The sequence below is a fragment of the Streptomyces sp. R-07 genome (assembly GCF_049913175.1).
Classification (GTDB): Bacteria; Actinomycetota; Actinomycetes; order Streptomycetales; family Streptomycetaceae; genus Streptomyces.
The window spans coordinates 455,248-479,897 of the sequence record NZ_CP183978.1 but is presented as its reverse complement, the minus strand read 5'-3'; the positions used below and the strand labels follow the sequence as shown (position 1 = coordinate 479,897).

18 protein-coding genes and 2 pseudogenes are annotated in these 24,650 nt (G+C 73.5%); 13 read left to right on the top strand and 7 right to left on the bottom strand.

Annotated features, from left to right (window positions below; genetic code table 11):
- Window positions 1-75: 75 nt before the first annotated feature.
- From ACN9M0_RS02410 to ACN9M0_RS02400, 3 genes and pseudogenes are all read left to right on the top strand, one after another.
- A pseudogene (locus ACN9M0_RS02410) lies at window positions 76-252 on the top strand (GNAT family N-acetyltransferase); the annotation flags it as partial.
- 181 nt (window positions 253-433) lie between these two features.
- Window positions 434-1,348: an oxygenase MpaB family protein gene (locus ACN9M0_RS02405; protein WP_426403017.1), complete on the top strand. Its 915-nt coding sequence runs from the start codon at window positions 434-436 to the stop codon at window positions 1,346-1,348.
- Window positions 1,330-3,564, top strand: coding sequence for a tetratricopeptide repeat protein (locus ACN9M0_RS02400; RefSeq protein ID WP_366038265.1), 2,235 nt, complete (start codon window positions 1,330-1,332; stop codon window positions 3,562-3,564). Before ACN9M0_RS02405 ends, ACN9M0_RS02400 begins: the two co-directional genes overlap by 19 nt.
- Window positions 3,565-3,607: 43 nt before the next feature.
- Here the strand turns inward: ACN9M0_RS02400 and ACN9M0_RS02395 are convergent, their stop codons facing one another.
- Window positions 3,608-4,270, bottom strand: a complete 663-nt coding sequence (locus ACN9M0_RS02395) for a M15 family metallopeptidase (protein ID WP_366038266.1) — start codon at window positions 4,268-4,270, stop codon at window positions 3,608-3,610.
- Between the two features lie 107 nt (window positions 4,271-4,377).
- Here ACN9M0_RS02395 and ACN9M0_RS02390 point away from each other — a divergent pair, with 107 nt between their 5' ends.
- The 4 genes from ACN9M0_RS02390 to ACN9M0_RS02375 all read left to right on the top strand — a co-directional run bounded on the left by ACN9M0_RS02390 (window position 4,378) and on the right by ACN9M0_RS02375 (window position 9,357).
- The gene (locus ACN9M0_RS02390) at window positions 4,378-5,946 is read left to right on the top strand and encodes a phytoene desaturase family protein (protein WP_426403016.1); all 1,569 of its coding nucleotides are present in this window, start codon (window positions 4,378-4,380) and stop codon (window positions 5,944-5,946) included.
- A 223-nt stretch (window positions 5,947-6,169) separates the two neighbouring features.
- On the top strand, window positions 6,170-7,204 hold the full coding sequence (tdh, locus tag ACN9M0_RS02385) for an L-threonine 3-dehydrogenase (RefSeq protein ID WP_366038268.1): 1,035 nt from the start codon (window positions 6,170-6,172) through the stop codon (window positions 7,202-7,204).
- Window positions 7,205-7,207: 3 nt separating this feature from the next.
- Entirely contained in the window at window positions 7,208-8,407 is a 1,200-nt protein-coding gene (locus ACN9M0_RS02380) for a glycine C-acetyltransferase (RefSeq protein WP_366038269.1), read from the top strand.
- A gap of 26 nt (window positions 8,408-8,433) precedes the next feature.
- Window positions 8,434-9,357, top strand: coding sequence for a LysR family transcriptional regulator (locus ACN9M0_RS02375; RefSeq protein WP_366038270.1), 924 nt, complete (start codon window positions 8,434-8,436; stop codon window positions 9,355-9,357).
- Window positions 9,358-9,423: 66 nt separating this feature from the next.
- Here the strand turns inward: ACN9M0_RS02375 and ACN9M0_RS02370 are convergent, their stop codons facing one another.
- Window positions 9,424-11,232 (bottom strand): serine hydrolase, encoded by a 1,809-nt coding sequence (locus tag ACN9M0_RS02370; protein ID WP_426403015.1) that lies wholly within the window; start codon window positions 11,230-11,232, stop codon window positions 9,424-9,426.
- A 125-nt stretch (window positions 11,233-11,357) separates the two neighbouring features.
- Here ACN9M0_RS02370 and ACN9M0_RS02365 point away from each other — a divergent pair, with 125 nt between their 5' ends.
- Window positions 11,358-12,470, top strand: coding sequence for an NAD(P)H-dependent flavin oxidoreductase (locus tag ACN9M0_RS02365; RefSeq protein WP_426403014.1), 1,113 nt, complete (start codon window positions 11,358-11,360; stop codon window positions 12,468-12,470).
- The gene (locus ACN9M0_RS02360) at window positions 12,467-14,035 is read left to right on the top strand and encodes an acyl-CoA synthetase (RefSeq protein WP_399695357.1); all 1,569 of its coding nucleotides are present in this window, start codon (window positions 12,467-12,469) and stop codon (window positions 14,033-14,035) included. The genes ACN9M0_RS02365 and ACN9M0_RS02360 overlap by 4 nt, the downstream gene beginning before the upstream one ends.
- Here ACN9M0_RS02360 and ACN9M0_RS02355 read toward each other — a convergent pair.
- Entirely contained in the window at window positions 14,032-14,874 is an 843-nt protein-coding gene (locus ACN9M0_RS02355; protein ID WP_399695355.1) for a dienelactone hydrolase family protein, read from the bottom strand. The two genes, ACN9M0_RS02360 and ACN9M0_RS02355, sit on opposite strands and share 4 nt — an antisense overlap.
- On the opposite strand from ACN9M0_RS02355, the pseudogene ACN9M0_RS02350 reads away from it, so the two are divergent.
- A pseudogene (locus tag ACN9M0_RS02350) lies at window positions 14,825-15,883 on the top strand (GlxA family transcriptional regulator); the annotation flags it as partial. The gene ACN9M0_RS02355 and the pseudogene ACN9M0_RS02350 overlap by 50 nt on opposite strands.
- A gap of 16 nt (window positions 15,884-15,899) precedes the next feature.
- Here the strand turns inward: ACN9M0_RS02350 and pspAB are convergent.
- The 3 genes from pspAB to ACN9M0_RS02335 all read right to left on the bottom strand — a co-directional run bounded on the left by pspAB (window position 15,900) and on the right by ACN9M0_RS02335 (window position 18,353).
- Window positions 15,900-16,607, bottom strand: coding sequence for a PspA-associated protein PspAB (gene pspAB, locus ACN9M0_RS02345; protein ID WP_366038275.1), 708 nt, complete (start codon window positions 16,605-16,607; stop codon window positions 15,900-15,902).
- Between the two features lie 5 nt (window positions 16,608-16,612).
- Window positions 16,613-17,530: a zinc metalloprotease HtpX gene (gene htpX / locus ACN9M0_RS02340; RefSeq protein ID WP_399695353.1), complete on the bottom strand. Its 918-nt coding sequence runs from the start codon at window positions 17,528-17,530 to the stop codon at window positions 16,613-16,615.
- A gap of 151 nt (window positions 17,531-17,681) precedes the next feature.
- Complete coding sequence (locus tag ACN9M0_RS02335; protein WP_399695351.1) at window positions 17,682-18,353, bottom strand: DNA alkylation repair protein; 672 nt, start codon at window positions 18,351-18,353, stop codon at window positions 17,682-17,684.
- Window positions 18,354-18,455: 102 nt separating this feature from the next.
- Between ACN9M0_RS02335 and ACN9M0_RS02330 the strand changes: the two genes are divergently transcribed.
- The gene (locus ACN9M0_RS02330) at window positions 18,456-19,124 is read left to right on the top strand and encodes a hypothetical protein (protein ID WP_366038278.1); all 669 of its coding nucleotides are present in this window, start codon (window positions 18,456-18,458) and stop codon (window positions 19,122-19,124) included.
- Between the two features lie 306 nt (window positions 19,125-19,430).
- On the top strand, window positions 19,431-20,537 hold the full coding sequence (locus tag ACN9M0_RS02325; RefSeq protein WP_366038279.1) for a calcium:proton antiporter: 1,107 nt from the start codon (window positions 19,431-19,433) through the stop codon (window positions 20,535-20,537).
- A 30-nt stretch (window positions 20,538-20,567) separates the two neighbouring features.
- Here the strand turns inward: ACN9M0_RS02325 and ACN9M0_RS02320 are convergent, their stop codons facing one another.
- Window positions 20,568-22,976, bottom strand: coding sequence for a penicillin acylase family protein (locus tag ACN9M0_RS02320; RefSeq protein WP_426403013.1), 2,409 nt, complete (start codon window positions 22,974-22,976; stop codon window positions 20,568-20,570).
- 156 nt (window positions 22,977-23,132) lie between these two features.
- Between ACN9M0_RS02320 and ACN9M0_RS02315 the strand changes: the two genes are divergently transcribed.
- On the top strand, window positions 23,133-24,641 hold the full coding sequence (locus ACN9M0_RS02315; RefSeq protein WP_366038281.1) for a fatty acyl-CoA synthetase: 1,509 nt from the start codon (window positions 23,133-23,135) through the stop codon (window positions 24,639-24,641).
- Window positions 24,642-24,650: the final 9 nt, after the last annotated feature.

Sequence of the window (24,650 nt, the reverse complement as noted above, 5' to 3'; positions counted from 1 at the left end):
TCGAGCATGCGCGGCCGGGCGCCGCCCCGCACGGGGACGGTGGTCGGCCCCGCCGGCGCGGGTCACCCTGGGCGGATGCCGGACACAGAGCTCGTGGACGTCGTCGTGGTGCCGCTCGGCGCGGAGCACGCCGACGCGGTCGTCGTGATCTACCGGGCCGGCGTCGACGAGGGCGACGCCACCTTCGAGACCTCCGCCCCCACCTGGGAGGAGTTCGACGCGGCCAAGCTGCCCGCGCACCGCTTCGCGGCCCCTGCGGCCCCTGCTCGGGACCTGCGGGACCTGCGGCACCTGCGGCGCCTGCTGGACCCGGCCGAGCCCGGGTCAGGCGGTCGGCGCCCGTGCGAGGAGGGCGCGGCGGCCCGGGACCCCTGGCTTTCCGGACGTGTCCTGACCGGTTCCCAGGGGCCCGTTCCGGCGTAGCCTGAGCGCCATGAGGCAGGACGCCGATCCCGGGCTCTTCGGGCCCCGTTCCGTGACGTGGCAGCTGCACAGCGACCCGGTGATGTGGATCGCCGGCGTCCGGGCCCTCTGGCTCCAGGCGCTGCACCCCGTCGCCGTCCGCGGCGTCATGATCAACAGCAGTTTCCGGGAGGACCCCTGGGGCCGGCTGATGCGGACCGCGAACTTCGTCGGGACCCTCAGCTACGGGACCACCGAGGCCGCCGAGGCGGCCGGCGCCCGCGTCCGCCGGATCCACCGGCTGCTCGGCGTCGACGATCCCGAACTGCTGCTCTGGGTCCACTGCGCCGAGACCGACTCGTACCTCTCCGTCGCGCGCCGCTCCGGGATCCCGCTCACCGACGCCCGCGCCGACCGGTACGTCGAGGAGCACCGCACCTCCGCCCGGCTCGTCGGCCTCGACCCGGACGCCGTCCCGGCGTCCACCGCCGAGCTCGCCGCCTACTTTGACGCCGTCCGCCCCGGCCTCGCCGCCGGGCCGGACGCCCGGACCGTCGAGGACTTCCTGCGCCGCCCGCCCGTCAAACCCGCTCTCGTACCGGCGCGCGAGGTGATCTGGCGGCGCGTCGCAGCACTCGCGTACGACACCCTGCCTCCCTACGCCCACGCGCTCTACGGCCGCCCCGCCCCGCCGCCGGAGACCGTCACCCGCCGGCTCGTCGCGACGGCCAACCTCCTGCGCCGCGTCCCCGCCCGGCTGCGCTGGCGACTGCCGCCGCGGCACATCCTGCGCGCCATGGACCGGCTCGGCCCGGAGACCCGGCCCGACCCGTACGCGTACCCCGCCCCGTATTCACTGTCCGACCCGGCGTCCATACTGGGGGAGCCGAGGAGGCAGTACGGAATCGACGGGGGCGGCAGCAGGCGATGGGGGACTCCAGACTGATCCAGGGCCGGTACCGCCTGCACGAGGTCATCGGTCGCGGCGGCATGGGCGAGGTGTGGCGCGCCACCGACGAGGCGCTCGGGCGCGGCGTCGCCGTGAAGTGCCTCAAACCGCTCGGACCGCAGCAGGACCCGCAGGTCCTCACGGTGGTGCGCGAGCGCTTCCGCCGCGAGGCCCGGGTGGCGGCGGCGCTCCAGCACCGGGGCATCACCGTCGTGCACGACTTCGGCGAGGACGACGGCGTGCTGTTCCTCGTCATGGAGCTCCTGGAGGGGCGCAACCTCAGCCAGCTCCTCGTCTCCAACGACCAGCAACCGCTGCCCGTCCAGGACGTCGTGGAGATCGCCGACCAGGTCGCCGACGCCCTCGCGTACACGCACCGGCAGGGCATCGTCCACCGCGACCTGAAGCCCGCGAACATCATGCGGCTGCGGGACGGCACGGTGAAGATCTGCGACTTCGGGATAGCGCGACTCGGCGCCGACATGGGGTTCACCTCCAAGCTCACCGGCACCGGCATCGCCATGGGCACGCCCCACTACATGTCCCCGGAGCAGATCGGTGGCGGTGGCGAGATCGACCACCGCAGCGACCTCTACTCGCTGGGGTGCGTGCTGTACGAGCTGGCCACCGGCGCCCCGCCGTTCGACCTCGGCGACTCCTGGGCCATCCTCATCGGTCACCGGGACACGGTGCCGACCCCGCCGCGCGCGCTCCGCGCCGAGCTGCCCGACTACTTCGACCGGATCGTCGTCGAGCTGCTCGCCAAGGCCCCGGAGGAGCGGCCGTCCGACGCGGGCGACCTGCGCCGCCGGATCGTCGCGGGCCGCTACAACCCGGCCCCGTTCGCGTCGCCCGACGGCACGCCCGTGCTCCCCGCCCTGCCCGTGACCGTGCCCATGCCCGTGCCGGTGGCCGAGGAGCCGGCCCCCGCGCCCGCGTGGGTCCGGGGGATGACGGGCGGTCACCGCCCGGCGGCCGTCACCGGACCCCGACCGCTCGGCCACGATCCCGCGGCGGCCGTCCTCACCACCGAATGGACCACGGCGGCACCCGGCACCGCACCGGCGCCCGCCCCCGCGCCCCCGGCGGAGCTGGTCGCGGTGCTCGCCGGCCGCTTCCGGGCCGGGATGGGCCTCGGCCGGCTCGGCCGCTGGGACGAGGCCGAGTCCGTGCACCGCTCCGTCGCCCGGGACCGCGCGCGGACCCTCGGCGAGGACCACCCCGACACCCTGACCAGCCACTACGAGGTCGGCTTCGCCCTCGCCCGGCTCGACCGCCCCGCCGACGCCCTGCACGTCTTCGGCAAGGTCGCCGAGGCCCGCGCCCGCGTGCTCGGCGACGACCACCCCGACACCCTGGCGGCCCGGCAGGAGCGGGCCTACGCCCTGGGCCGCCTCGGCCGGCACCCCGAGGCGTACCAGGTGTACGTCGAGGTCCTCGCCGCGCGCGAGCGCACCGTCGGTCCCGACCACCCCGACACCCTGCGCTGCCGGCACAACCTCGCGTTCACGCTGGGCCGCCTCGGCCGCCTGGAGGAGTCGTACCGCACGGCGCACGAGGTCGCGGAGGCCCGGGCCCGGCTGCTCGGCGAGACACACCCCGACACCCTGATGACCCGCCACGAGGTGGCGTACACCCTCACCCGTCTGGGACGCGGACCGGAGGCGCTCGTCCAGTACCGCGCCGTCGCCGACGCGCGCGAAACCGCCCTCGGCCCCGACCACCCCGACACCCTCGCCGCCCGCTACGAGACCGGCGTCTGCCTCGGCCGGCTCGGCCAGGCGGCGGACGCCCTCGCCCTGTGCCGCGACCTCGTCGACGCCCGCACCCGCGCCCAGGGTCCCGACGGGCCGGAGACCCTGCGCGCCCGGCAGGCCCTCGCCGTCAACCTCGGCCGGCTCGGACGCTGGGTGGAGGCGCTCGCCGAGTCCGAGGGCGTGTACGCCGACCGCGAGCGGGTGCTGGGCGCCGACCATCCGGACACGCTGCTCAGCCGCTGGGAGACGGCCGTCGCCCTCGGGCGGCTCGACCGCTGGGAGGAGGCGCTGGAATGTCACCGCGCGATCGCCGCCGCCCGCACCCGGCTCCGCGGCCCCGCGCACCCCGACACCCTCGCCGCACTCGACGACGAGGCCCACTGCCTGGAGCGCCTCGGCCGCCACGCGGAAGCGGCCGCCCTCCTCCTGAGAGCGGGCACCGCGTCGGAAGTGTGACGGGCGGTCAGACGGGCGACCCGACGGAAGGCGTGACGGGCGCTCAGCCGAGTGGTGTGAGTTCCTTCGGGCCGTACGAGGCCGTGGCCGCCCCGGTCGCCAGTGCCCAGTAGCGGTCGCCGAAGGACCAGTGCCACCACTCCGTCGGGTAGTTCACCAGGCCCGCCGCGGTGAGCACGGACCCGAGCAGCTCCCGGTGGGCGCGCGCCTCAGCGCCGATGTTGTCGGCATGGGTGTAGCAGGCGCCGCCGCTCTCCTCCGGGTCCGCGTTCATCCGGGTCCCCAGGTCCAGTTCCCGCCCGTCGACCTCGGCCAGGGTGAGGTCGACGGCCGCTCCGGCGCTGTGCGGGGCGATCTCGGGCGGGGACACGTAGCGGCTCGCCGCCGTGTGGATCCGCTCCTCGGGCCACTCGGGGTGGAGCGCGCGCAATTGTCCTGCGTACTCCTCGAAGTACGCCCGCTGGAGCGAGGGCGGACGGTACCCCTCGACGAACAGCAGCCGCAGGCCGCCCGGCAGCAGTTCCTGCGCCTTGAGGAGCCGGTCGACGACGCCTTCCCGCAGGTACGAGAAGGCGTCCGCCGGGTCCTGCTTGCGCGTGTCGACGAGCAGGGAGCCGGCGCGGCGGACGTCCACCAGGCGCTCACCGCACTCCGTCACGGGTATGGCGGCGACCCTCGGATCCGACATCAGGACGATCTCAGTCATGCGGTGATCATTCCGCACGACGGCCGGCGGGCACCGCGGCGCCGCCCCCGGGAGCGCCCTCGGCACGCGGGCTTCCCCTCACACGCGCGCGCGTGTGAGCATGAGCCATGAGCGACCGTGATCCACTCCCCGACGCCCAGGCCCCCGCCCGCTCGTACGACGCCGTCGTCGTCGGAGGCGGGCACAACGGGCTCGTCGCCGCCGCCTATCTGGCCCGTGCCGGGCGCACCGTCCTCGTCCTGGAGCGGCTCGGCACCACCGGTGGGGCGGCCGTGTCCACGCGGCCGTTCGCCGGGGTCGACGCCCGGCTCTCGCGGTACTCGTACCTCGTCTCGCTCCTCCCGGACAAGATCGTGCGGGACCTCGGACTGCGCTTCTCCGTGCGGAAACGGTCCGTCTCCTCGTACACCCCGAAGGGCGACGGCGGCCTCCTCGTCGGCGGCGGACCCGACCGCACCCGGGCCTCCTTCGCCGCGCTCACCGGTTCCGACCGCGCCTACGAGGCCTGGCAGGCCTTCTACGCCCGCACCGGCGAGGCCGCCCGCCGGATCTTCCCCACCCTCACCGAACCCCTTCCCACCCGCGGCGCGCTGCGCGCCCGGGTCGACGACGCCGACACCTGGCGGATGCTCTTCGAGGAACCCCTCGGCGTCACCGTCGAGCGGACCTTCGCCGACGACCTCGTCCGCGGCGTGGTCCTCACCGACGCCCTCATCGGCACCTTCGCCGACGCCCACGACCCCACGCTCCTCCAGAACCGCTGCTTCCTCTACCACGTGATCGGCGGCGGGACCGGCGACTGGGACGTGCCCGTCGGCGGCATGGGCGCCCTCACCGACGCCCTCGCCGACGCCGCCCGCACCGCCGGGGCCCGCATCCTCACCGGCCACGAGGCCACCCGGATCGAGACCGACGGGCAGCGCGCCGCGATCACCTACCGCACCGCCGACGGCGAGGGCACCGTCGAGGCCGGCCAGGTCCTCGTCAACGCCTCCCCGCAGGAGCTCGCCGCCCTGCTCGGCGAGACGCCCCCGCCGGCCCCCGAGGGCGCCCAGCTCAAGGTCAACATGCTGCTGACCCGGCTGCCGAGGCTCCGCGACCGCTCCGTCGACCCGCGGGAGGCCTTCGCCGGCACCTTCCACATCGCCGAGGGGTACGGGCAGCTGGCCACGGCCCACGCCGAGGCCGCGGCCGGGCAGCTGCCCTCCGCCCCGCCCTCCGAGATCTACTGCCACTCCCTCACCGACCCGACGATCCTCGGACCGGAACTGGCCGCCACGGGCCACCAGACGCTCACCCTGTTCGGCCTGCACACCCCCGCCCGGCTGTTCGCCGCCGACAACGAGGGCACGCGCGCGAAGCTCCTCTCCGCGACCCTCGCCCAGCTCGACGAGCACCTGGACGAGCCGATCGCCGACTGCCTCGCCCTCGACGCGGAGGGCCGCCCCTGCGTCGAGGCGAAGACCCCGCTCGACCTCGAACGCGACCTGCGGCTCCCCGGCGGCCACATCTTCCACCGCGACCTCTCCTTCCCGTACGGCGAGGAGGGCACCGGCCGCTGGGGCGTCGAGACCCCTCACGCCAACCTCCTCCTGTGCGGGGCGGGCGCGATCCGTGGCGGGGGAGTGAGCGGAATCCCCGGCCACAACGCCGCGATGGCGGCGCTGGGGCGCTGAGCCGGCCACGACGGGGCCGCACGGAGAGAGGGTGTCTCTCCGTTCGGCCCCGTTGACGTCGCCGTGTCCCCGCCTGGGGTGTGAAGCTGATCTGCGAGCGCGCTTAAGAAATCCTCGATGGACCGCAGGCCCCGCGTACGGAAGATTCTCTTCCAGGGATCTTGGGCGCGCAGCCGTGCCCGCACCCCCACATCACAGGACACGCACGTCGGGAGCCGTTGCATTGAAGGCGCTGGTCAAGCTGAACGCGGAGCCGGGACTCTGGCTCACGGACGTGCCCGAGCCGGAGACAGGTCCCGGCGACGTCCTCATCAAGGTCAAGCGGACCGGAATCTGCGGGACCGACCTGCACATCCGCTCCTGGGACGGCTGGGCGCAGAAGACGATCGCCACGCCGCTGACGATCGGCCACGAGTTCGTCGGCGAGGTCGTCTCCGTCGGCCGTGACGTCGCCGACATCAACGTCGGCGACCTGGTCAGCGGCGAGGGCCACCTCGTCTGCGGCAGGTGCCGCAACTGTCTGGCCGGCCGCCGCCACCTCTGCCGCGCCACCGTCGGGCTGGGCGTCGGCCGCGACGGCGCCTTCGCCGAGTACGTGGCGCTGCCCGCCTCCAACGTGTGGGTGCACCGCGTCCCCGTCGACCTCGACGTCGCCGCGATCTTCGACCCCTTCGGCAACGCCGTGCACACGGCCCTCTCCTTCCCGCTCGTCGGCGAGGACGTCCTCGTCACCGGCGCCGGCCCGATCGGCATCATGGCCGCCGCCGTCGCCAAGCACGCCGGCGCCCGCAACGTCGTCATCACCGACGTCAGCGAGGAGCGCCTCGCCCTGGCGCGCAAGACGGGCGTCTCGCTCGCCCTCAACGTCGCCGAGCAGACCATCGCCGACGGCCAGCGCACCCTCGGGCTCAAGGAAGGCTTCGACGTCGGCCTGGAGATGTCCGGCAACCCGCACGCGATGCGCGACATGATCGCCAACATGACCCACGGCGGCAAGATCGCGATGCTGGGCCTGCCCAGCGAGGACTTCGCCGTCGACTGGGCGAAGATCGTCACCTCCATGATCACGATCAAGGGCATCTACGGCCGCGAGATGTTCGAGACCTGGTACGCGATGTCGGTGCTCCTCGAGGGCGGCCTCGACCTCAGCCCGGTCATCACCGGCCGCTACGCGTACACCGACTTCGAAGCCGCCTTCGACGACGCGGCCTCCGGCAAGAGCGGCAAGATCATCCTCGACTGGACCACGGGAGCCTGACCCATGTTCGATTCCGTACGCGACTCCGTCCGTGCCACCCTCGAAGAGATCGAGCAGGCCGGACTGCACAAGCCCGAGCGGGTCATCGGCACCCCCCAGTCCGCGACCGTCGAGGTCACCGCGGGCGGCCGCCCCGGCGAGGTGCTCAACTTCTGCGCCAACAACTACCTGGGTCTCGCCGACCACCCCGACGTGATCGCCGCCGCCCACGCGGCGCTCGACCGCTGGGGCTACGGCATGGCCTCCGTCCGCTTCATCTGCGGCACGCAGGAGGTGCACAAGGAGCTGGAGGCCCGCATCTCGGCCTTCCTCGGCCAGGAGGACACGATCCTCTACTCCTCCTGCTTCGACGCCAACGGAGGCGTCTTCGAGACGATCCTCGGCCCCGAGGACGCCGTCATCTCCGACGCCCTCAACCACGCCTCGATCATCGACGGCATCCGCCTCTCCAAGGCCCGCCGCTTCCGCTACGCCAACCGCGACATGGCCGACCTGGAGCAGCAGCTCAAGGAGGCCACGGAGGGCGGCGCCCGGCGCAAGCTGATCGTCACCGACGGCGTCTTCTCGATGGACGGCTACGTCGCCCCGCTCGACGAGATCTGCGACCTGGCCGAGCGCTACGACGCCATGGTGATGGTCGACGACTCGCACGCCGTCGGCTTCGTCGGCCCCGGCGGCCGCGGCACCCCCGAGCTCCACGGCGTCATGGACCGCGTCGACATCATCACCGGCACCCTCGGCAAGGCCCTCGGCGGCGCCTCCGGCGGTTACGTCGCCGCCCGCGCCGAGATCGTCGCCCTGCTGCGCCAGCGCTCCCGCCCGTACCTCTTCTCGAACACCCTCGCCCCGGTCATCGCCGCCGCCTCCCTCAAGGTCCTCGACCTCCTGGAGTCCGCCGGCGACCTGCGCGAGCGCCTCAACGCCAACACGGCGCTGTTCCGCTCCCGCATGACCGCGGAGGGCTTCGACATCCTGCCCGGCGACCACGCCATCGCCCCCGTCATGATCGGCGACGCGGCCGAGGCCGGCCGGATGGCCGAGCTGCTCCTGGAGCGCGGCGTGTACGTGATTGGCTTCTCGTACCCGGTCGTGCCGCAGGGCAAGGCCCGCATCCGCGTCCAGCTCTCCGCCGCCCACTCGACGGAGGACGTGAACCGGGCCGTGGACGCCTTCGTCGACGCCCGCGCCGCCCTGCGCGGCTAGTATCCGCAGGCTGCGACACTAGGGGCATGATCGAAGCGCGGCGGTTGCACATCCTCCGTGCGGTGGCCGACCACCGCACGGTCACGGCGGCGGCCGCCGCGCTCTATCTGACCCCTTCCGCAGTCTCCCAGCAGCTCGCCGCCCTGGAGCAGGAAACCGGCCACCGGCTCGTGGACCGCAGCGCGCGCGGCGCGCGCCTCACCCCCGCCGGGGAGATCCTGCTCAGCCACGCCAACGCCGTGCTCGCCCAGTTGGAGCGCGCCGAAGCCGAGCTCGCCGCCTACGGCTCCGGCGACGCCGGTACGGTCACGGTCGCCGCGTTCGCCACCGGCATCGGGCTCGTGGTGGCCCCCGCCATCACGGCCCTCGCCCGCTCCGCGCCCGGCATCCGGGTCCGGGTCCGGGACGCCGAGGGCGACGAGAGCCTCCTCATGGTCCTGGACCGGCAGGTGGACGTGGCCGTCGCGGTCGAGTACCGGGGCGCGCCGGGCGAGGACGACGCCCGGCTCACCCGCGTCCCGCTCTACGCCGAGCCGTTCGACGCGGTCCTGCCCCTCGGCCACTCCCTGGCGGCCGGCGAACGGGTGGCGCTCGCCGACCTCGCCAAGGACACCTGGATCGGGCAGTCCACCGGCAACCCCTGCCACGACGTGACCGTCCTGGCCTGCGAGTACGCCGGGTTCGCCCCGCGCTTCGCGCACGTCTCCGACGACTTCCGGGCCGTCGCCGCCCTCGCCGCCGCGGCTGCCGGAGTGGCGCTCGTCCCGCGCTCGGCCCTCCGCGGGATGGACCTCTCCGGCGTCGAGGTCCGCCCCGTGGACGGGGTCGCCCCCACCCGCCGGGTCTTCGCGGCGGTACGGCGCGGAGCCGAGGAACACCCCCTGATCAGCCCGCTCCTGACGGAGCTCCGCACGGCGGCGGCACCGGAACGGGCGGACGCCGAGGTCTGAGCGAGGAGGCCGCTCAGTCGGCGGACGCCGGGGTCTGACGGGTCCTGGGGAGGCGTCTGGAGGGCCTCAGTCGGCGGACGCCGTCCACCCCACCGCCTCCATCCGTGCGCCGTCCGCCGGTCGCGCCTCGTCGAACAGCGGTCGCCCGGCGGCGTCGAGCACCCGCACCCCGTCCACGTACACCCCCCGCCCGACGTACCGCTTGTCCGTCGCGTACCGCCAGCGCAGCCGTACGGGGAAGGCGCCCGGCTCCGGCACCTCCGCCGTCAGCCGGTGCCAGACCCGCCCCGACCAGCCGCTCACCGCCCCGGTCGGGTGCGGCCGCGACTCCTGTCCCGGGCGTACGGTGACGAACGGCACCGGCTCCCAGGTCGTCCCGCCGTCCCGGGAGGCCTCCAGGCGGGCGGTGTCCGTGCCCGGCTCGGTGTCCCACCACAGCGCGCACTCGAACCGGGCCGCGCCCGGCACCGGCGGCAGGGTCAGCGTGCCGGTGGCGCCGCTGTCCATGCCGGAGAACCACGCTGCACGGCCCCGGGCCGGCCGCACCGGCACCGCCCTGGCCAGCCGGTCCGCCGTGGCGACGCGCGGCGCGGAGCCGGAGCGCCAGGTGCGCACCGGGTGGACGGAGTTGCCGAGCACGATCAGGAACGTGTCGGTCGACGGGTCCAGGACGAGGCTGGTGCCGGTGAAGCCGGTGTGCCCTGCCGTGCGCGGGGTGGCCATGGCACCCATGTACCAGTGCTGGTAGAGCTCGAAGCCGAGCCCGTGCTCGTCGCCGGGGAAGGCGGTGTTGAAGTCGGTGAACATCAGCTCCACCGACGCGGGGGAGAGGATGCGGGCGTGCCCGTACGCCCCGCCGTTGAGCAGGGTGCGGGCGAGGATCGCGAGGTCCCAGGCGCGGGAGAAGATCCCGGCGTGGCCCGCGATGCCGCCGAGGGCGTAGGCGTTCTCGTCGTGGACCTCGCCCCGGACCATGCCCCGGTCGAGGCCGGACCAGGGCGGCCGGGCGTCCTCCGTGGCGGCGATCTCCGGTCGCCAGGAGAGCGGTGGATTGAAACGCGTGCGGTGCATCCCGAGCGGAGCGGTGATCTCGTCGTGGAGCAGGGTGTCCAGACCGTGACCGGTGATCTCCTCCAGGACCAGCTGGAGCGAGATCAGGTTCAGGTCGGAGTAGAGGTACGTCGACCCCGGCGGGTTCGCCAGGGTCTCGGCCCACAGCAGCCGCAGCTTCCCCTCCCGCGTCGGCTCCCGGTAGAGCGGGATCCAGGACCGGAACCCGGAGGTGTGCGTGAGCAGCTGCCGCACGGTGACGTCCTGCTTCCCGCCGCCGCCGAACTCCGGAAGGTACGCGGTGACCTTCGCCTCCGACTCCAGCGCCCCGCGCTCGATCTGCTGCACCGCCAGGATCGAGGTGAACAGCTTGGAGAGCGAGGCCAGGTCGAAGACGGTGTCCTCGCTCATCGGGACCTGAAGCCCGGGCGGCAGCTCGACACCGGTGTCGGTCTTCTCGTCGTACGCCGCATATCGCACGGCCGAGCCGATCGCCCGGTGCAGGGCGACGGTCCCGCCGCGGCCGGCGAGCAGGACGGCGCCCGCGTACCAGGGGTGCGTGGGGGAGGGGGCGAGGAAGTGCTCGGCCTCCGCGACCAGCGCGTCCAGGTGTGGTGCGAGCAGCCCGGCGCGCTCGGCCGAACCGCGCCGTAGCGTGGTCCGCCGTGCGGCCGGCGCGGCCCCGTCCGAGACTCCCGCCCCTCGCTCGGGGGAGGCCGCCGCCCCCGGCACCGCACCGATCACCAGCGCACCTCCGAGAGTAAGTACTCCGCCGCCGAACGCGCGGCGGCTCGGCCTTCCGTCCCGTTTCGCGTCCTCCGTCATGCCCACCCTCTCCCACGACGGGCGACGGCGAAACACGGGCGCACCGTCCGCGAGGAACCAAGAAATCTGACGATGCATCAGAAAACCTCTTCCCTCCGCCGCGCCGCTGCGGCATCCTGCCGCCCATGGAGACGGAGCTGAGTCGCACACTGGGGATCGAGCACGCCATCTTCGGCTTCACGCCCTTCCCCGCGGTCGCCGCCGCACTCACCAGAGCCGGCGGCTTCGGCGTCCTGGGCGCGGTCCGCTACACCGCGCCCGACGACCTCGCGCGCGACCTCGACTGGATGCAGGAGCACACCGACGGCCTGCCCTACGGCCTCGACGTCGTGATGCCCGCGAAGAAGGCGGTCGAGGGCGTCACCGAGGCCGAGATCGAGGCGATGATCCCCGAGGAGCACCGGACGTTCGTCCGCGCCACCCTCGCCAAGCACGGCGTGCCCGAACTCGCCGAGGGCGAGGCCTCCGGCTGGCGGATCACCGGCTGGATGGAGCAGGTCGCCCGGAGCCAGCTCGACGTGGCCTTCGACTACCCGATCAAACTCCTCGCCAACGCCCTCGGCTCACCCCCGCCGGACGTCGTCGCCCGGGCCCACGACCACGGCGTGCTCGTCGCCGCCCTCGCCGGCAGCGCCCGCCACGCCCGCCACCACGCCGACGCCGGCATCGACGTCGTCGTCGCCCAGGGGTACGAGGCGGGCGGCCACACCGGCGAGATCGCCTCCATGGTCCTCACCCCCGAGGTCGTCGACGCGGTCTCCCCGCTGCCCGTGCTCGCCGCCGGCGGCATCGGCAGCGGCGAGCAGATCGCCGCCGGACTCGCCCTCGGCGCGCAGGGCGTCTGGCTCGGCTCGATCTGGCTCACCACCACCGAGGCCGAGCTGCACTCCCGCGCCCTCACCGCCAAGCTCCTCGCCGCCGGTTCCGGCGACACGGTCCGCTCCCGCGCCCTCACCGGCAAGCCCGCCCGCCAGCTCCGTACCGAGTGGACCGACGCCTGGGACGACCCGGCGGGACCCGGCCCGCTCCCCATGCCGCTCCAGGGACTCCTGGTCGCCGAGGCCGTGTCCCGTATCCAGCGGTACGAGGTCGAGCCGCTGCTCGGCACCCCCGTCGGGCAGATCGTCGGCCGGATGAACTCCGAGCGCAGCGTCCAGCAGGTCGTCGACGAGCTCACCCGCGGCTTCGAGCAGGCCGTCGACCGCATCAACCGCATCGCCGGACGGAGCACACAGTGAGCAACGGCACCACCGGGAGCCAGGCCCCCACCGGATTCTGGGCCCAGGCCGCCGCCGACCCCGGCCGCACGGTCCTCGTCGCACCCGACGGCGAGGAGTGGAGCGCCGGCCGGCTGCACGCCGAGGCCAACCGTCTCGTCCACGGCCTTCGCGCCGCCGGCCTCGAACGCGGCGACGCGTTCGCCGTCGTCCTGCCCAACGGCCCCGAGTTCTTCACCGCCCATCTCGCCGCCACCCAGGCCGGGTTCTACCTCGTCCCCGTCAACCACCACTTCGTCGGCCCCGAGATCGCCTGGATCGTCGCCGACTCCGGCGCCAAGGTGCTCGTGGCCCACGAACGGTTCGCCGAGGCCGTGACCCTCGCCGCCGACGAGGCCGGACTCGCGCCCACCCACCGGTACGCCGTCGGCACCGTCCCCGGCTTCCGCCCGTACGCCGAACTCCTCGACGGACAGGACGCGTCCGCACCGGAAGGCCGCACCCTCGGCTGGGTCATGAACTACACCTCCGGCACCACCGGACGTCCCCGGGGCATCCGGCGCCCGCTCCCCGGGAAGCTGCCCGAGGAGACCCATCTCGGCGGCTTCCTCGGCATCTTCGGCATCCGGCCTGCCGACGGCAACGTCCATCTCGTCTGCTCGCCGCTCTACCACACCGCCGTGCTCCAGTTCGCCGCCGCCGCCCTGCACATCGGGCACCCGCTCGTCCTCATGGACCGGTGGACGGGGGAGGAGATGCTGCGGCTGATCGACCGGTACTCCTGCACCCACACGCACATGGTCCCCACCCAGTTCCACCGCCTGCTCGCCCTCCCCGCCGAGGTGCGGGAGCGGTACGACGTCTCCTCGATGCGCCACGCCATCCACGGCGCCGCGCCCTGCCCCGAGCACGTCAAGCGGGCGATGATCGACTGGTGGGGCCGGTGCGTCGAGGAGTACTACGCGGCCAGCGAGGGCGGCGGCGCCTTCGCCACCGCGGAGGAGTGGCTCAAACGGCCCGGGACCGTCGGCAGGGCCTGGCCCATCAGCGAACTCGCCGTCTTCGACGACGACGGGAAGCGGCTGCCGCCCGGCGAACTCGGCACCGTCTACCTGAAGATGAACACCGGCGGCTTCCAGTACCACAAGGACGAGGCGAAGACAGCGAAGAACCGGATCGGCGACTTCTTCACCGTCGGCGACCTCGGGGTCCTCGACGAGGACGGCTACCTCTTCCTCCGCGACCGCAAGATCGACATGATCATCTCCGGCGGGGTCAACATCTACCCCGCCGAGATCGAGGCGGCGCTCCTCGCCCACCCCGCCGTCGCGGACGCCGCCGCCTTCGGGATCCCGCACGCCGACTGGGGCGAGGAGGTCAAGGCGGTCGTCGAGGCGGGCGAGGGGTACGAGCCGGGGCCCGCGCTCGCCGCCGAGATCCTGGCCCACTGCGGCGACCGCCTGGCCGGCTTCAAACGCCCGAAGTCGGTCGACTTCGTCCCGGCCATGCCCCGCGACCCCAACGGCAAGCTGTACAAGCGCCGCCTCCGCGACCCGTACTGGGAAGGCCGGGAGCGCCCGCTCTAGGGCGCGTCCCGTCGGCCGGACGAGTCGCTCGGCGGGCCCAGGCGGTCGCTCAGGAAGGCCAGGATCTCGTCCCGGGCCCGGATCGTCGGGTGGCCCGCCTCGTCGACCAGGTGGGCGGTGACGACGCTGTGCGGCGTACCGACCGTCTCGGCGAAGAACGGCGGCGGCGCGGGGTTCGCCGCACTGTCCGGGAGGACACGGCCGTCGAAGGCGCCGCCGAGCAGCGCGCGGTACGCGGCGAAGCGGCGGCCGGTGCACCAGCGGTCGCCCTCGAAGCGGTAGGAGAGCACGGTCAATCCGTCGCGGGCCACCCGCTCCCGGATCGCGCGCGCGTCCGCCTCGTCGAGTTCGAGCCCGGCGGGGTCGTCGAGGGGCAGGGAGGGGTGATTGACCACGGGCGCGATCACGGCCGGCTCCAGAGCCATGGTCAGGGCGAAGTTTCCGGTGAAGCACATCCCGATCGCGCCGACGCCCGGGCCGCCGCACTCGGCGTGCGCCTGGCGCGCCAGACCGCGCAGCCACGCCGTGACCGGGCTCGTGCCGCCCCCGGCGAACGCCCGGAACTCCGCGCTCACGCACGCCCGCCGGATCACCTCCCGGCCGCCCTCGACCGTGGGGAAGGCGCCGTCGGTCCCGAAGAGGGACGGCACGAGGACGGTGAAGCCGGCGTCCCGCACCCAGCGCGCGAGGCGCAGCACGTCGGGACTGATGCCGGGCATTTCGGGCAGGACGACGACGGCGGGACCGGAACCGGCCGCGTGGACCGTCTTCACCACGCCGTCCACGTCGATGAGCCGGGGGATGAAGTCGTCGATCGGATCGTCGGCGGAAGAAGTCATGCGCACAGCGTGGCCCGCCGAGCGGGACCGGGTGAGGGGCGAGATCGCCAAGTGCACGGGTAATCTCGCCACCATGAGTGCCCTGCGGGTCGGCGTCCTGGCGTATCCGGGATGTTTCGCGTCCGAGGTCTTCGGCGTGCCGGACCTGCTGACGATGGCCGCGCACATCGCGGGGCCCGACGGGCCCGGCTATCGGGTGTCGATCGTCTCGCCGCGCCGCCGGGTCACCGCCTCCGGCGGAGCGCGCCTCGACGTCGGCCCGCTGCGGGACCTCGACGTCCTCGTCGTGCCGGGCTTCGAACTGCGCCTGGACGACGACCTCGACGGGCGGCTCGGCGCACTCGGCCCCGAGATCGCGGCGATCCGCGCCCACTTCGCCGCCGGCACCGCCGTCGTCTCCCTCTGCGTCGGCGCGTACCTGCTCGCCGACGCCGGCCTGCTCGACGGACGCCGGGCCACCACGTCCTGGCTCCACGCGGACGCCCTCGCCCGCCGCCGCCCGGCCGCCGACATCCGGCCCGAGGAACTCGTCGTCACCGACACGGGGGTGACGACCACGGCCGCCTTCAGCGCCATGTACGACTTCGCGCTGGACCTCATCCGCCGCCACGGCGGGCCCCGCGTGGCCCGCACCACCGCCCGGCTCGCCCTCATAGACGACGTGCGCACCTCCCAGACCCCGTACGTCGACGCCCGGCTCCTCCCGCAGCCGGGCCACGCCTTCTCCGAGCGCGTCATGCGCCATCTCGACCAGCGCCTCGCCGACCGCTACGACCTCGCCGCCCTGGCCGCGGCTTTCGGCGTCAGCACCCGGACCCTGCTGCGCCGCTTCGCCGCCGAAACCGGACGCACCCCGCTCGCCCACCTCCAGTCCTCCCGCGTCCGCCGGGCCCGCCACCTCCTGGAGACCACCGACCGCACGGTCGCCGCCATCGCGACCTCCGTCGGCTATCGCGACCCCGGCACCTTCGCCACGCTCTTCACCCGCCACACGGGCCACACCCCGAGCGCCTACCGGGCGGCGTTCAGCCCACGCCGGAAGGTCCCCGCCCCGGCGGCCGGTCCGCCCCGCCGAGACCCGGCGCACCCCACACCGGGAACCACCGCTCCATGTCCGGCTCCATCGCGAGATCGCCCGCGAGCAGGCCCCTGACCTGGAGCTCAAGGGCGTTGTCGCGGGTCTCGGGACGATCCGTGCGCGGCGCGAAGGGATAGAAGGTGCCGCGTTTGTAGAGATACACGAGCGCGAGGTCGCGCGCCTGGGGCCTGCCTTCCGCCGACGGCGCGCGGAACGCGGTCAGGGAGCAGAGCAGATTCGGGCCGAAGCCGGCCTCCTCGAGGAGCGCGTTGACCGCGTGCAGGTCGTTGACCAGCGTGATCAGGTCGTCGGCGGGACGCCGGACGGTGAGCCAGGTGTAGCCGTACGCGTCCGAGGTGTACGTCACGGGGTACGCCCCGGGTCCGGCGCCCTCGTCCGGCCCTGCTCCGGCGCCCTCGCCCGCACCCCCGTCGGGCCAGGCCGTCACCTCGACGTCGAGGAGATCCCGTACGTCCCCCTTCAGGCGCGCGAACGCACCGCCCTCCACCGCCGCGAAGCACACCGACCCGGCGCCGGCCGGCACGAAGCCCGTGCCCGCCTGCAGGGTGAGCGCGGCGGCCGGCAGCCCGAAGAGGCGGTCCAGATCGGGCCGTACCGGCCGGCTGCGCCCGAGGATGCTGTCGAGGAGTCCCACCGCCGTCACGCCTCACCGAGCCGCGCCGAGATCCGCGCGAGCTGCTCCAGCCGCTGCTCCAGGGTGGGGTGGGTGGAGAGCAGCCGGCTCAGGCTCTCCTTGGAGGAGAAGGCGGGCGCGAACCAGAAGGCGTTGTACGGCTCCGCCTTGCGCAGGTCCTGCGTCGGGATCCGGGCCATCTCGCCGTTCACCTTGGTGAGCGCGGAGGCCAGCGCCGAGGGGCGGCCGGTGAGGAGCGCGGCGGCACGGTCGGCGGCCAGTTCGCGGTAGCGGGACAGCACCCGGGTCAGCAGGAAGCTGACGACGTAGACGGCGGCGCTGACCACGGGGACCAGGAGCACGGCGATGCCCAGGGTGCTGTCCCGGCTGCGGCCGAGACCGCTGTAGAGCGCGACCCGCGTCATCATCCCCGCGAGGACACCGAGGAAGGACGCGATGGTCATCACCGCGACGTCCCGGTGCGCCACGTGCGACATCTCGTGCGCGAGGACCCCCTCGAGCTCCTCCGGCTCCAGGCGCCGCAGCAGGCCGGTCGTGACGCAGACCAGCGCGGTCTTCTCGCCCCGGCCGGTGGCGAAGGCGTTCGGCACGTCGCTCTCGGCGATCGCCACCTTCGGCTTGGGCATGTCGGCCAGCGCGCAGATCCGGTCCACGGTGCCGTGCAGCTCGGGCGCCTGCTCGCGGGTCACCTCGCGCGCTCCCATTCCCAGCGCGGCGATCCGGTCGCTGAACCAGAACTGCCCGACGAACAGCACGCCCGTGATCAGCAGGATGACGGGCCAGGACCCGCGCAGCAGCACCAGCAGGACGCCGACGAAGACCACGTACAGCAGTCCGATCAGGAACATCGTCGTCGCCATACGGGTCGCGAGCCCCTGGTCGGGGGCGTAGCGCGAGCGGGACGAGGACCGGGTTCTGGGCATCCACGCACCCTCTTCCACGGGTGGGCGGGACCGGTCGGACCCGGGCGGGGCCGGCCTTCCGCCCCCTCCTGCCAGTGTGCTCCACCGGGCGCCGGAACGGGTGCGCGCCCGCGGGGGAAGCGGTGCGTGCCGGCACCTTCCGGGACCCCGCCTACCCTTCCTGCTGCCGGCGCACCATCTCGCCGATCCAGACGGGTGCGTACGGGGACGTGCAGCCGGGAGGGGTCGGATAGTCCTTGAGCACCTCCAGGCGCTCACCGATGCCGACGGCACGGGCGCGGTGCTCGGGATGGTCGATCCCGATCTGCGCCAGGCAGTGGTTCATGGCCCACTGGAGGCGGTCGGGCGCGTCCTTCATCTCCGCCTCGACGACGTCCAGCAGTCCGGCGAGGTCGAGGCCCTCGGGCTGCTTCGCCACACGTGCCGTGGTCAGCGCCCAGCCCGCGCTCGCGACCACCGGATCGGGATCGGAGAGCCAGGCGAGGCGCAGCTCCTCGGCGTGCGGGTTCTTCTTGACCACGTAGTTCACGAGCCAGTCGTGCACCTTGGGGGCACGCGTCTCGCGCACCATGCGGTCCAGCTCGTCCCGCTCGAACGCCTTCGGGCGGCAGATCAGGAGCGCCAGGAGCCTCGCCGCCGTGTCGTCCGTCTCCCAGAGCCGGCCCGCCAGCTCATGCTGCGTCTTCAGCCGTTTCGCGAGGGCGCGCAGTTTGCCGAGGTTCACGCCGTGATCGTCACCGTGCCGCTCGTTCACCCTGCGTGCCTTCGGGTCCTCGAGCTCGGCGAGCTCGGCCAGCACCTGGGCCGCCGCGGTCTCGGTCACCTGGGTCTCCTGTCCCTCGCGTGTGAAATCCAGCCTATGACGGACACGCGTCGGGTTAGGGTGCGGCGGACCGTCCGTTCGACGGGGTGTTCGAGGAGGCGTGTGGAACAGCGGGTCAGGGTGCACAAGGTGCGGCTGGACGGGGGAGAGGTCAGGGTCGTCCGGCCCGAGCCGGCCCCGGCGCGGCTGGCCCTGCGCGACGACGGCCACTGGCTGTCGATGTACGCCGACCGGGACGGTGCCGCGCGGCTCACCGCCCTGTGGGCGCTGGCCGCCCGTTCCGCCCGGTCCCTGGTCCACCTGCCGATCCGGGCCAATCCGGCTCCCGACGGGGTCATGGGGGACGGCGAACCGGTCGCGCTCGACCTGGTCCTGGTCCATCACAGCCTGCAGTTCCCCACCGCCTCCTGGAAGGAGGTCCGGGCCCGGCTCGGTGCCGGCACGCGGCACACCGCCGACACCCCGGACCGTGACTTCCCCGACGCGAGCGCCGTCGACCACGAGCGCCGGTACCACCGGACGTACCGGGACCACCTCGGTTTCGACATCGCCGCCCACACCCTCTTCGTCGTGGGCAGCGCCACCGCTTTCCGCGAGCACGGCTCCGCGCTGCGCGGCCTCGTCGACGAGGCCCCGTCCCACCGGCACCGCCATCCGGGCGCCGGGCACTACTGCGTGGAGTTCGGCTCCGGCCCGTGGTCGCGGCGACGGACCCGCCGCAACGTGCCGGCAAGCCTGCACATCCAGTACTGCGCGGACTGGCGCGCCTGACTACTGATCCGGTGTCAGGGCCGGGAGCAACTGGGCCTCCTCGTGGGCGAAGTGCGCCTCAGGCTCGTCGCGAGGCGGTCCACCTCGGTGCGCAGGGTCCGCCGGGGCGGCGCGGAGTCCGTCGTGGACCTTGACCAGATGGGCGGCGATCGCCCGGTGCCGTGAAAGGCGCGCGGCCCTCGCCCCCTCCGCCAGGCCGAGCGCAGGACGTTCGTCGAGACCCTCGCCGCCCCAGAGCGCGGTCTCATCGATCCCGAGGGTTGAACGAAACGGGCGAAAAGACCCTCTTGTGGCAGGATGCGGATCATGAGTTCGAGTGCGGCGGCAAGAGCGAGGCAGTGGACCACCTGGGGGCCGGTGGTGGCGGCGCTTGTGCTCGGCCTCGCCTGGGGGCGCGATCTCCCGGGCTTCGCGGTGGCGATCGTCGTCGCCTGCCTGTTCGCCGCGGTCCTCTCGGCCGTCCATCACGCCGAGGTCATCGCCCACCGCGTCGGAGAACCCTTCGGTTCCCTCGTCCTCGCCGTGGCCGTCACCGTCATCGAGGTCGGACTGATCGTCATGCTGATGATCGGAGGCGGTGACAAGGCGACGAGCTACGCCCGGGACACGGTCTTCGCCGCCGTCATGATCACCTGCAACGGCATCGTCGGCCTCTCCCTGCTCGTCGGCGCGCTGCGCAACCGGATCGCCGTCTTCAACGCGGAGGGCTCCGGCGGCGAACTCGCCATCGTCTGCACCCTCGCGACCATGACGCTGGTCCTGCCGACGTTCACGACGAGCCACCCGGGCCCCGAATTCTCCGCCGGACAGCTGGCCTTCGCCGCCGTCTCCTCGCTCCTCCTCTACGGGGTGTTCGTCGCCGTCCAGACGGTCCGGCACCGTGACTACTTCCTGCCCGTGCCGCGGCCGGACCGGGGAATCCCGGAGGCGGAGGACGAGCACGCCGCGCCGCCGACCGCCCGCGACGCCTGGTTCAGCCTCGGTCTGCTCGTGGTCGCCCTCGTCGCCGTGGTCGGCAACGCCAAGCTCGTCTCGCCGACCATCGAGGACGCCGTCGCCTCCGCGGGCCTGCCCAAGGCGGTCGTGGGCGTCGTCATCGCCCTGATGGTGCTGCTGCCCGAGACCCTCGCCGCCGTGCGCGCGGCGAGCCGGGACCGCATGCAGACCAGCATGAACCTGGCGTACGGCTCGGCCATCGCCAGCATCGGCCTGACGATCCCGTCGATCGCCCTCGCCTCGATCTGGCTGGAGGGGCCCCTGATCCTCGGCCTGGGGCCCCTCCACATGGTGCTGCTGGTGCTCACGGCCGTGGTGAGCGCCCTGACGGTCGTGCCCGGACGCGCCACTCTCCTGCAGGGCAGCGTCCACCTCTCGATCTTCGCCGCCTTCGTGTTCCTGTCGTTCAGCCCGTGACGGGCCGGCAGTTCGTGACGGCGGCCCCGGTCAGCCCCTGACGACCACCACCTTCAGCGCGGGCGAGCGCAGGATGTCCTTCTCGCAGAACCGGGAGGTCACCCAGCGCTCGCCCGCGTACAGCTTCGTCTGGTCGCTGTAGTGCGGCGAGTCGGGGTTCGAGGACTGGGAGTACGAGAGCAGGGTGCGGGCCACCGGGCACCGGCTCCCGTCCCAGCCCACCGCCTGTACGTGGCTGGTCCCGTGCGCGACCTCCACATAGCCGCCGCCCGGCGCGTTCCACACGGGCTCGGCCTTGTTCCAGACGCCGAGCGACTCGGTCCCGCCGCTCACCGGGATCCGCTCCCCGTTCCGTACGACGAACTGGTGGGCGCCGAGCGGTGCGTCCAGCGCGATGCCGGCCGCCCGAAGCTCCGCCGCCGCGTCCGTGAGGGCCTTGGCGAACTCCGGGAGACCGGTGTTCAGGGTGTGCGGGGTGCGGACCGGGTCGGCCGCCGAGAACGGCACCTTCCACTGGTCGGCGGGCTTCACCGTGCCGGTGAACCTCCGCCAGAACCGGTCGAAGAGCAGCGCGCCCCGGCTGTCGGTGTTCACCGTCCGGTCCCAGGCCCCGATCACCCGGCAGACCTCCGGGTCCTCCGGCAGCGCCGACGCGCAGGCCTTCGCCGCGTCGGCCGCGGCCATGTCGCCGGCCGGCGCGCGGTTGGCGAACTGCTGGTGCTGGAGGTCGGCCACCGTGAGCCGGCCCCGGTCCGCCATCGCCGCCACGTCCTCGATCCCGCCCCGGGTGCGCAGCGAGCGCGGGGTGGCGACCGTGCCGAAGATCCGCTCGTAACCGGTCAGCGGCCGGTCGGCGTTGGCCAGCCAGGCGCTGTCGTTGGAGTTCTCCGCGTACGGGGTGTCCCGCAGGACCGGCATCCGGGCCGGGCCGAAGACGCCCGGCTGCACCGCGTCCGGGTCGGAGCCGGGCGCGCAGTCCGAGCGCGAGCCGTCGAGCACGGCGACGCCCGAGGCCGGGTAGGTGGCCCGTCCGAGCGGGGTGGAGCAGCGCTGGGCGAGCTCGTCGGTGATCCGGGGGAGCACCTGGGACTGGGTGAAGAGGGAGTGCCCCGCCGAGTCGGCCGCGATGGTGTTGACCCAGGGCAGTCCCTGCGTGCGCTTCAGGGTGTCGGCGATGTCCTGCGTGGAGCGGGCCTTCCCGAAGCCGAGCGCGGTGTCGGAGCCGCGCAGGTTGGCGGCGTTGGGGTCGTTCAGGGCGTACGCCGTCGTCGCGGTCCACGGCAGCGGCAGCTGCGCGCCGAGGCCGCCGACGACCGGTCCGTACCGGGTCCACCACTGGGTACGGGTGACGGGGGAGCCGTCCTTGACCGCCACGGTCACCTCGCGCGCGGTCATCCGCTCCGGCTTCCCGTCCACCAGATAGGAGGTCGGGTCGCCGGGCGCGAGCGTCAGCTGGTGCAGGTTGAGCGGCACCCCGGTGGCGACGGTGTGGCTCCAGGCGACCTTGTCGTTGAATCCGATGCTGACGGCGGTCGTGCCGAGCAGCGAGGCTCCGGAGACGTTCAGCTCGCCCGGGATGGTCTGCTGCGACTGCCAGAACCGGCGGCCGCCCTGCCACGGGTAGTGCGGGTTGCCCAGGAGCAGCCCGCGCCCGTTCGCCGTCGTCGCCCCGGAGAACGCGACGGCGTTGGAGCCCATGGTGGCGTTCTCGGGAGAGAACAGCTCGCGCGCCGCCTCGGCGGCGTCGTCCGGATCGGGGACGGCGCCGGTAGCGCGGGCGGCCGGGACGGAGACGCCCGAGGGCGCGGCCGGCGGCCGGGCAGCGGTGATGCCGTCCACGGCCCTGCCCTGCCCGCCGAGCACCGAGACCGCGAACCCGCGCCGGGCCACGTCGAGCGCGGTCACCGGACGGACCCAGTCGGCCCCCGCGCAGGCCGGATCGGTGATCCGGTTCTTCCGCAGCCAGGCGTTGTAGCCGGCCGCCCAGCCGCGCATCATCTCCTTGAGGTCGCGGCTCGGCCCGGCGGGCGCCGGGGTGTCGAGCAGCTCCTCGACCGTGCCCGCGTCCTTGACGCCACGGAAGTACAGGTCGCTGGAGAGGTTCGTGGTGGCGGAGGAGAGCGAGCCGTCGGGGGCGGCGTCCGGACCGAAGAAGCGCGAGCGTTCCCCGGTCACGGTCAGGAAGCCGTCGGCGAGCACGCACGCCTGGTCGGCGGCCTGGGCCCAGCCCGTGCCGAATCCGAGGTTCGCGTAGTCCTTCGCCACGATGTGCGGGATGCCGTACTCGGTGTAGCGGATGACGGCCGACAGACCCCGGTCGGACGGGCGGTGGGCCCTGTCTCCGGAGTCGGCGGCCGCCGCGCCGGGCAGCGAGGCCGTGACGACGGCGAGGGCCGCGCCGGTGAGTGCCAGGTGTTTCAGACGGGTACGGAGGTGCAAGATGCCTCCCAACGGGCGGATGAGCACTGCGGGTTGGACCATGCACGCAGTTGCGCGCCCCCTTGTCAACATCCCGTTCGGTATCCGAGGTCCGGGCATGCACGGCGCGCCGCACGGTACTTGACCTGCCACCCTCCCCGCGCCGAGGATCACCGCATGGACCGACTCCTCAGCCGCACCGTCGACGGTGTCCTGCGCATGAGCGCGCAGCGCGTGCCCGACCGGATCGCCGTCCGGTACGCCGACCGGACCTGGACGTACGCGGAGCTGGACGCGGCCGTCTCCACCGCCGCCGCCGTCCTGCGGGAGCCGTCCCACGGCCTCGGCCTGCCCGACCGCGCCCGGGTCGCCACCTACGGCCACAACTCGGACGCGTACCTCATCGCGTTCCTGGCCTGCTCCCGGGCCGGCCTCATCCACGTGCCGGTCAACCACCACCTGACCGGCGACGACCTCACGTACATCCTGGAGCAGTCGGAGACCTCGCTCGTCCTCGCCGACCCCGCCCTCGCCGACCGGGTCCCCGACGGCTTCGCGGTCAAGGCGCTGCGCGATGCCCCCGGTTCACTGCTCGACGCACTCGCCGAGCCGGACACGTACGACACCGACCGGGACGCCCGCGAGTACGTCCAGCTGCTCTACACCTCGGGCACCACCGCGCTGCCCAAGGGCGCGATGATGACCCACCACGCACTCGTCCACGAGTACGCCAGCGCCGTCGAGGCCCTCGACCTGCGCGAGGACGACCGGCCCGTGCACGCGCTGCCGCTCTACCACTCCGCGCAGATGCACGTCTTCCTGCTGCCCTACCTCGCCGTCGGCGCCGAGAACACGATCGTCGACGGACCCGACCCGGCCGTCCTGTTCGACCTGATCGAGGCGGGCCGCGCCGACAGCTTCTTCGCCCCGCCGACCGTCTGGATCGGCCTCGCCAACCAGCCCGAGTTCGCCGCCCGCGACCTCTCCGCCCTCCGCAAGGCCTACTACGGGGCCTCGATCATGCCCGTGCCCGTCCTGGAGCGGCTGCGCGCCCGGCTGCCGGAGCTCGCCTTCTACAACTGCTTCGGCCAGTCGGAGATCGGCCCGCTCGCCACCGTCCTCGGCCCCGACGAGCACGAGGGCCGGATGGACTCCTGCGGCCGCCCCGTGCGCCACGTCGAGGCCCGCGTCGTCGACGAGGACGGTGAGGACGTCCCCGACGGCACGCCCGGCGAGATCGTCTACCGCTCCCCGCAGCTGTGCGACGGCTACTGGCGCAAGCCCGACGAGACCAAGGCCGCCTTCCGGGACGGCTGGTTCCACTCGGGAGACCTCGCGGTCCGCGACGCCGAGGGCTACCTCACGATCGTCGACCGGGTGAAGGACGTCATCAACTCCGGTGGCGTGCTCGTCGCCTCCCGCCAGGTCGAGGACGCGCTCTACACCCACCCCGGGGTCGCCGAGGTGGCCGTCATCGGCCTCCCCGACGAGCGCTGGATCGAGGCGGTCACGGCCGTCGTCGTCCCGCGCGGCGAGGTCACCGAGGACGAACTCCTCGACCACGCCCGCGAGAGGCTCGCCCGCTTCAAGGCGCCGAAGCGCGTCTTCCTCGTGGACGCGCTTCCCCGCAACGCCAGCGGCAAGATCCTCAAGCGCGACCTGAGGGACCGCTTCGGCGCCTCATGACACCGAGTG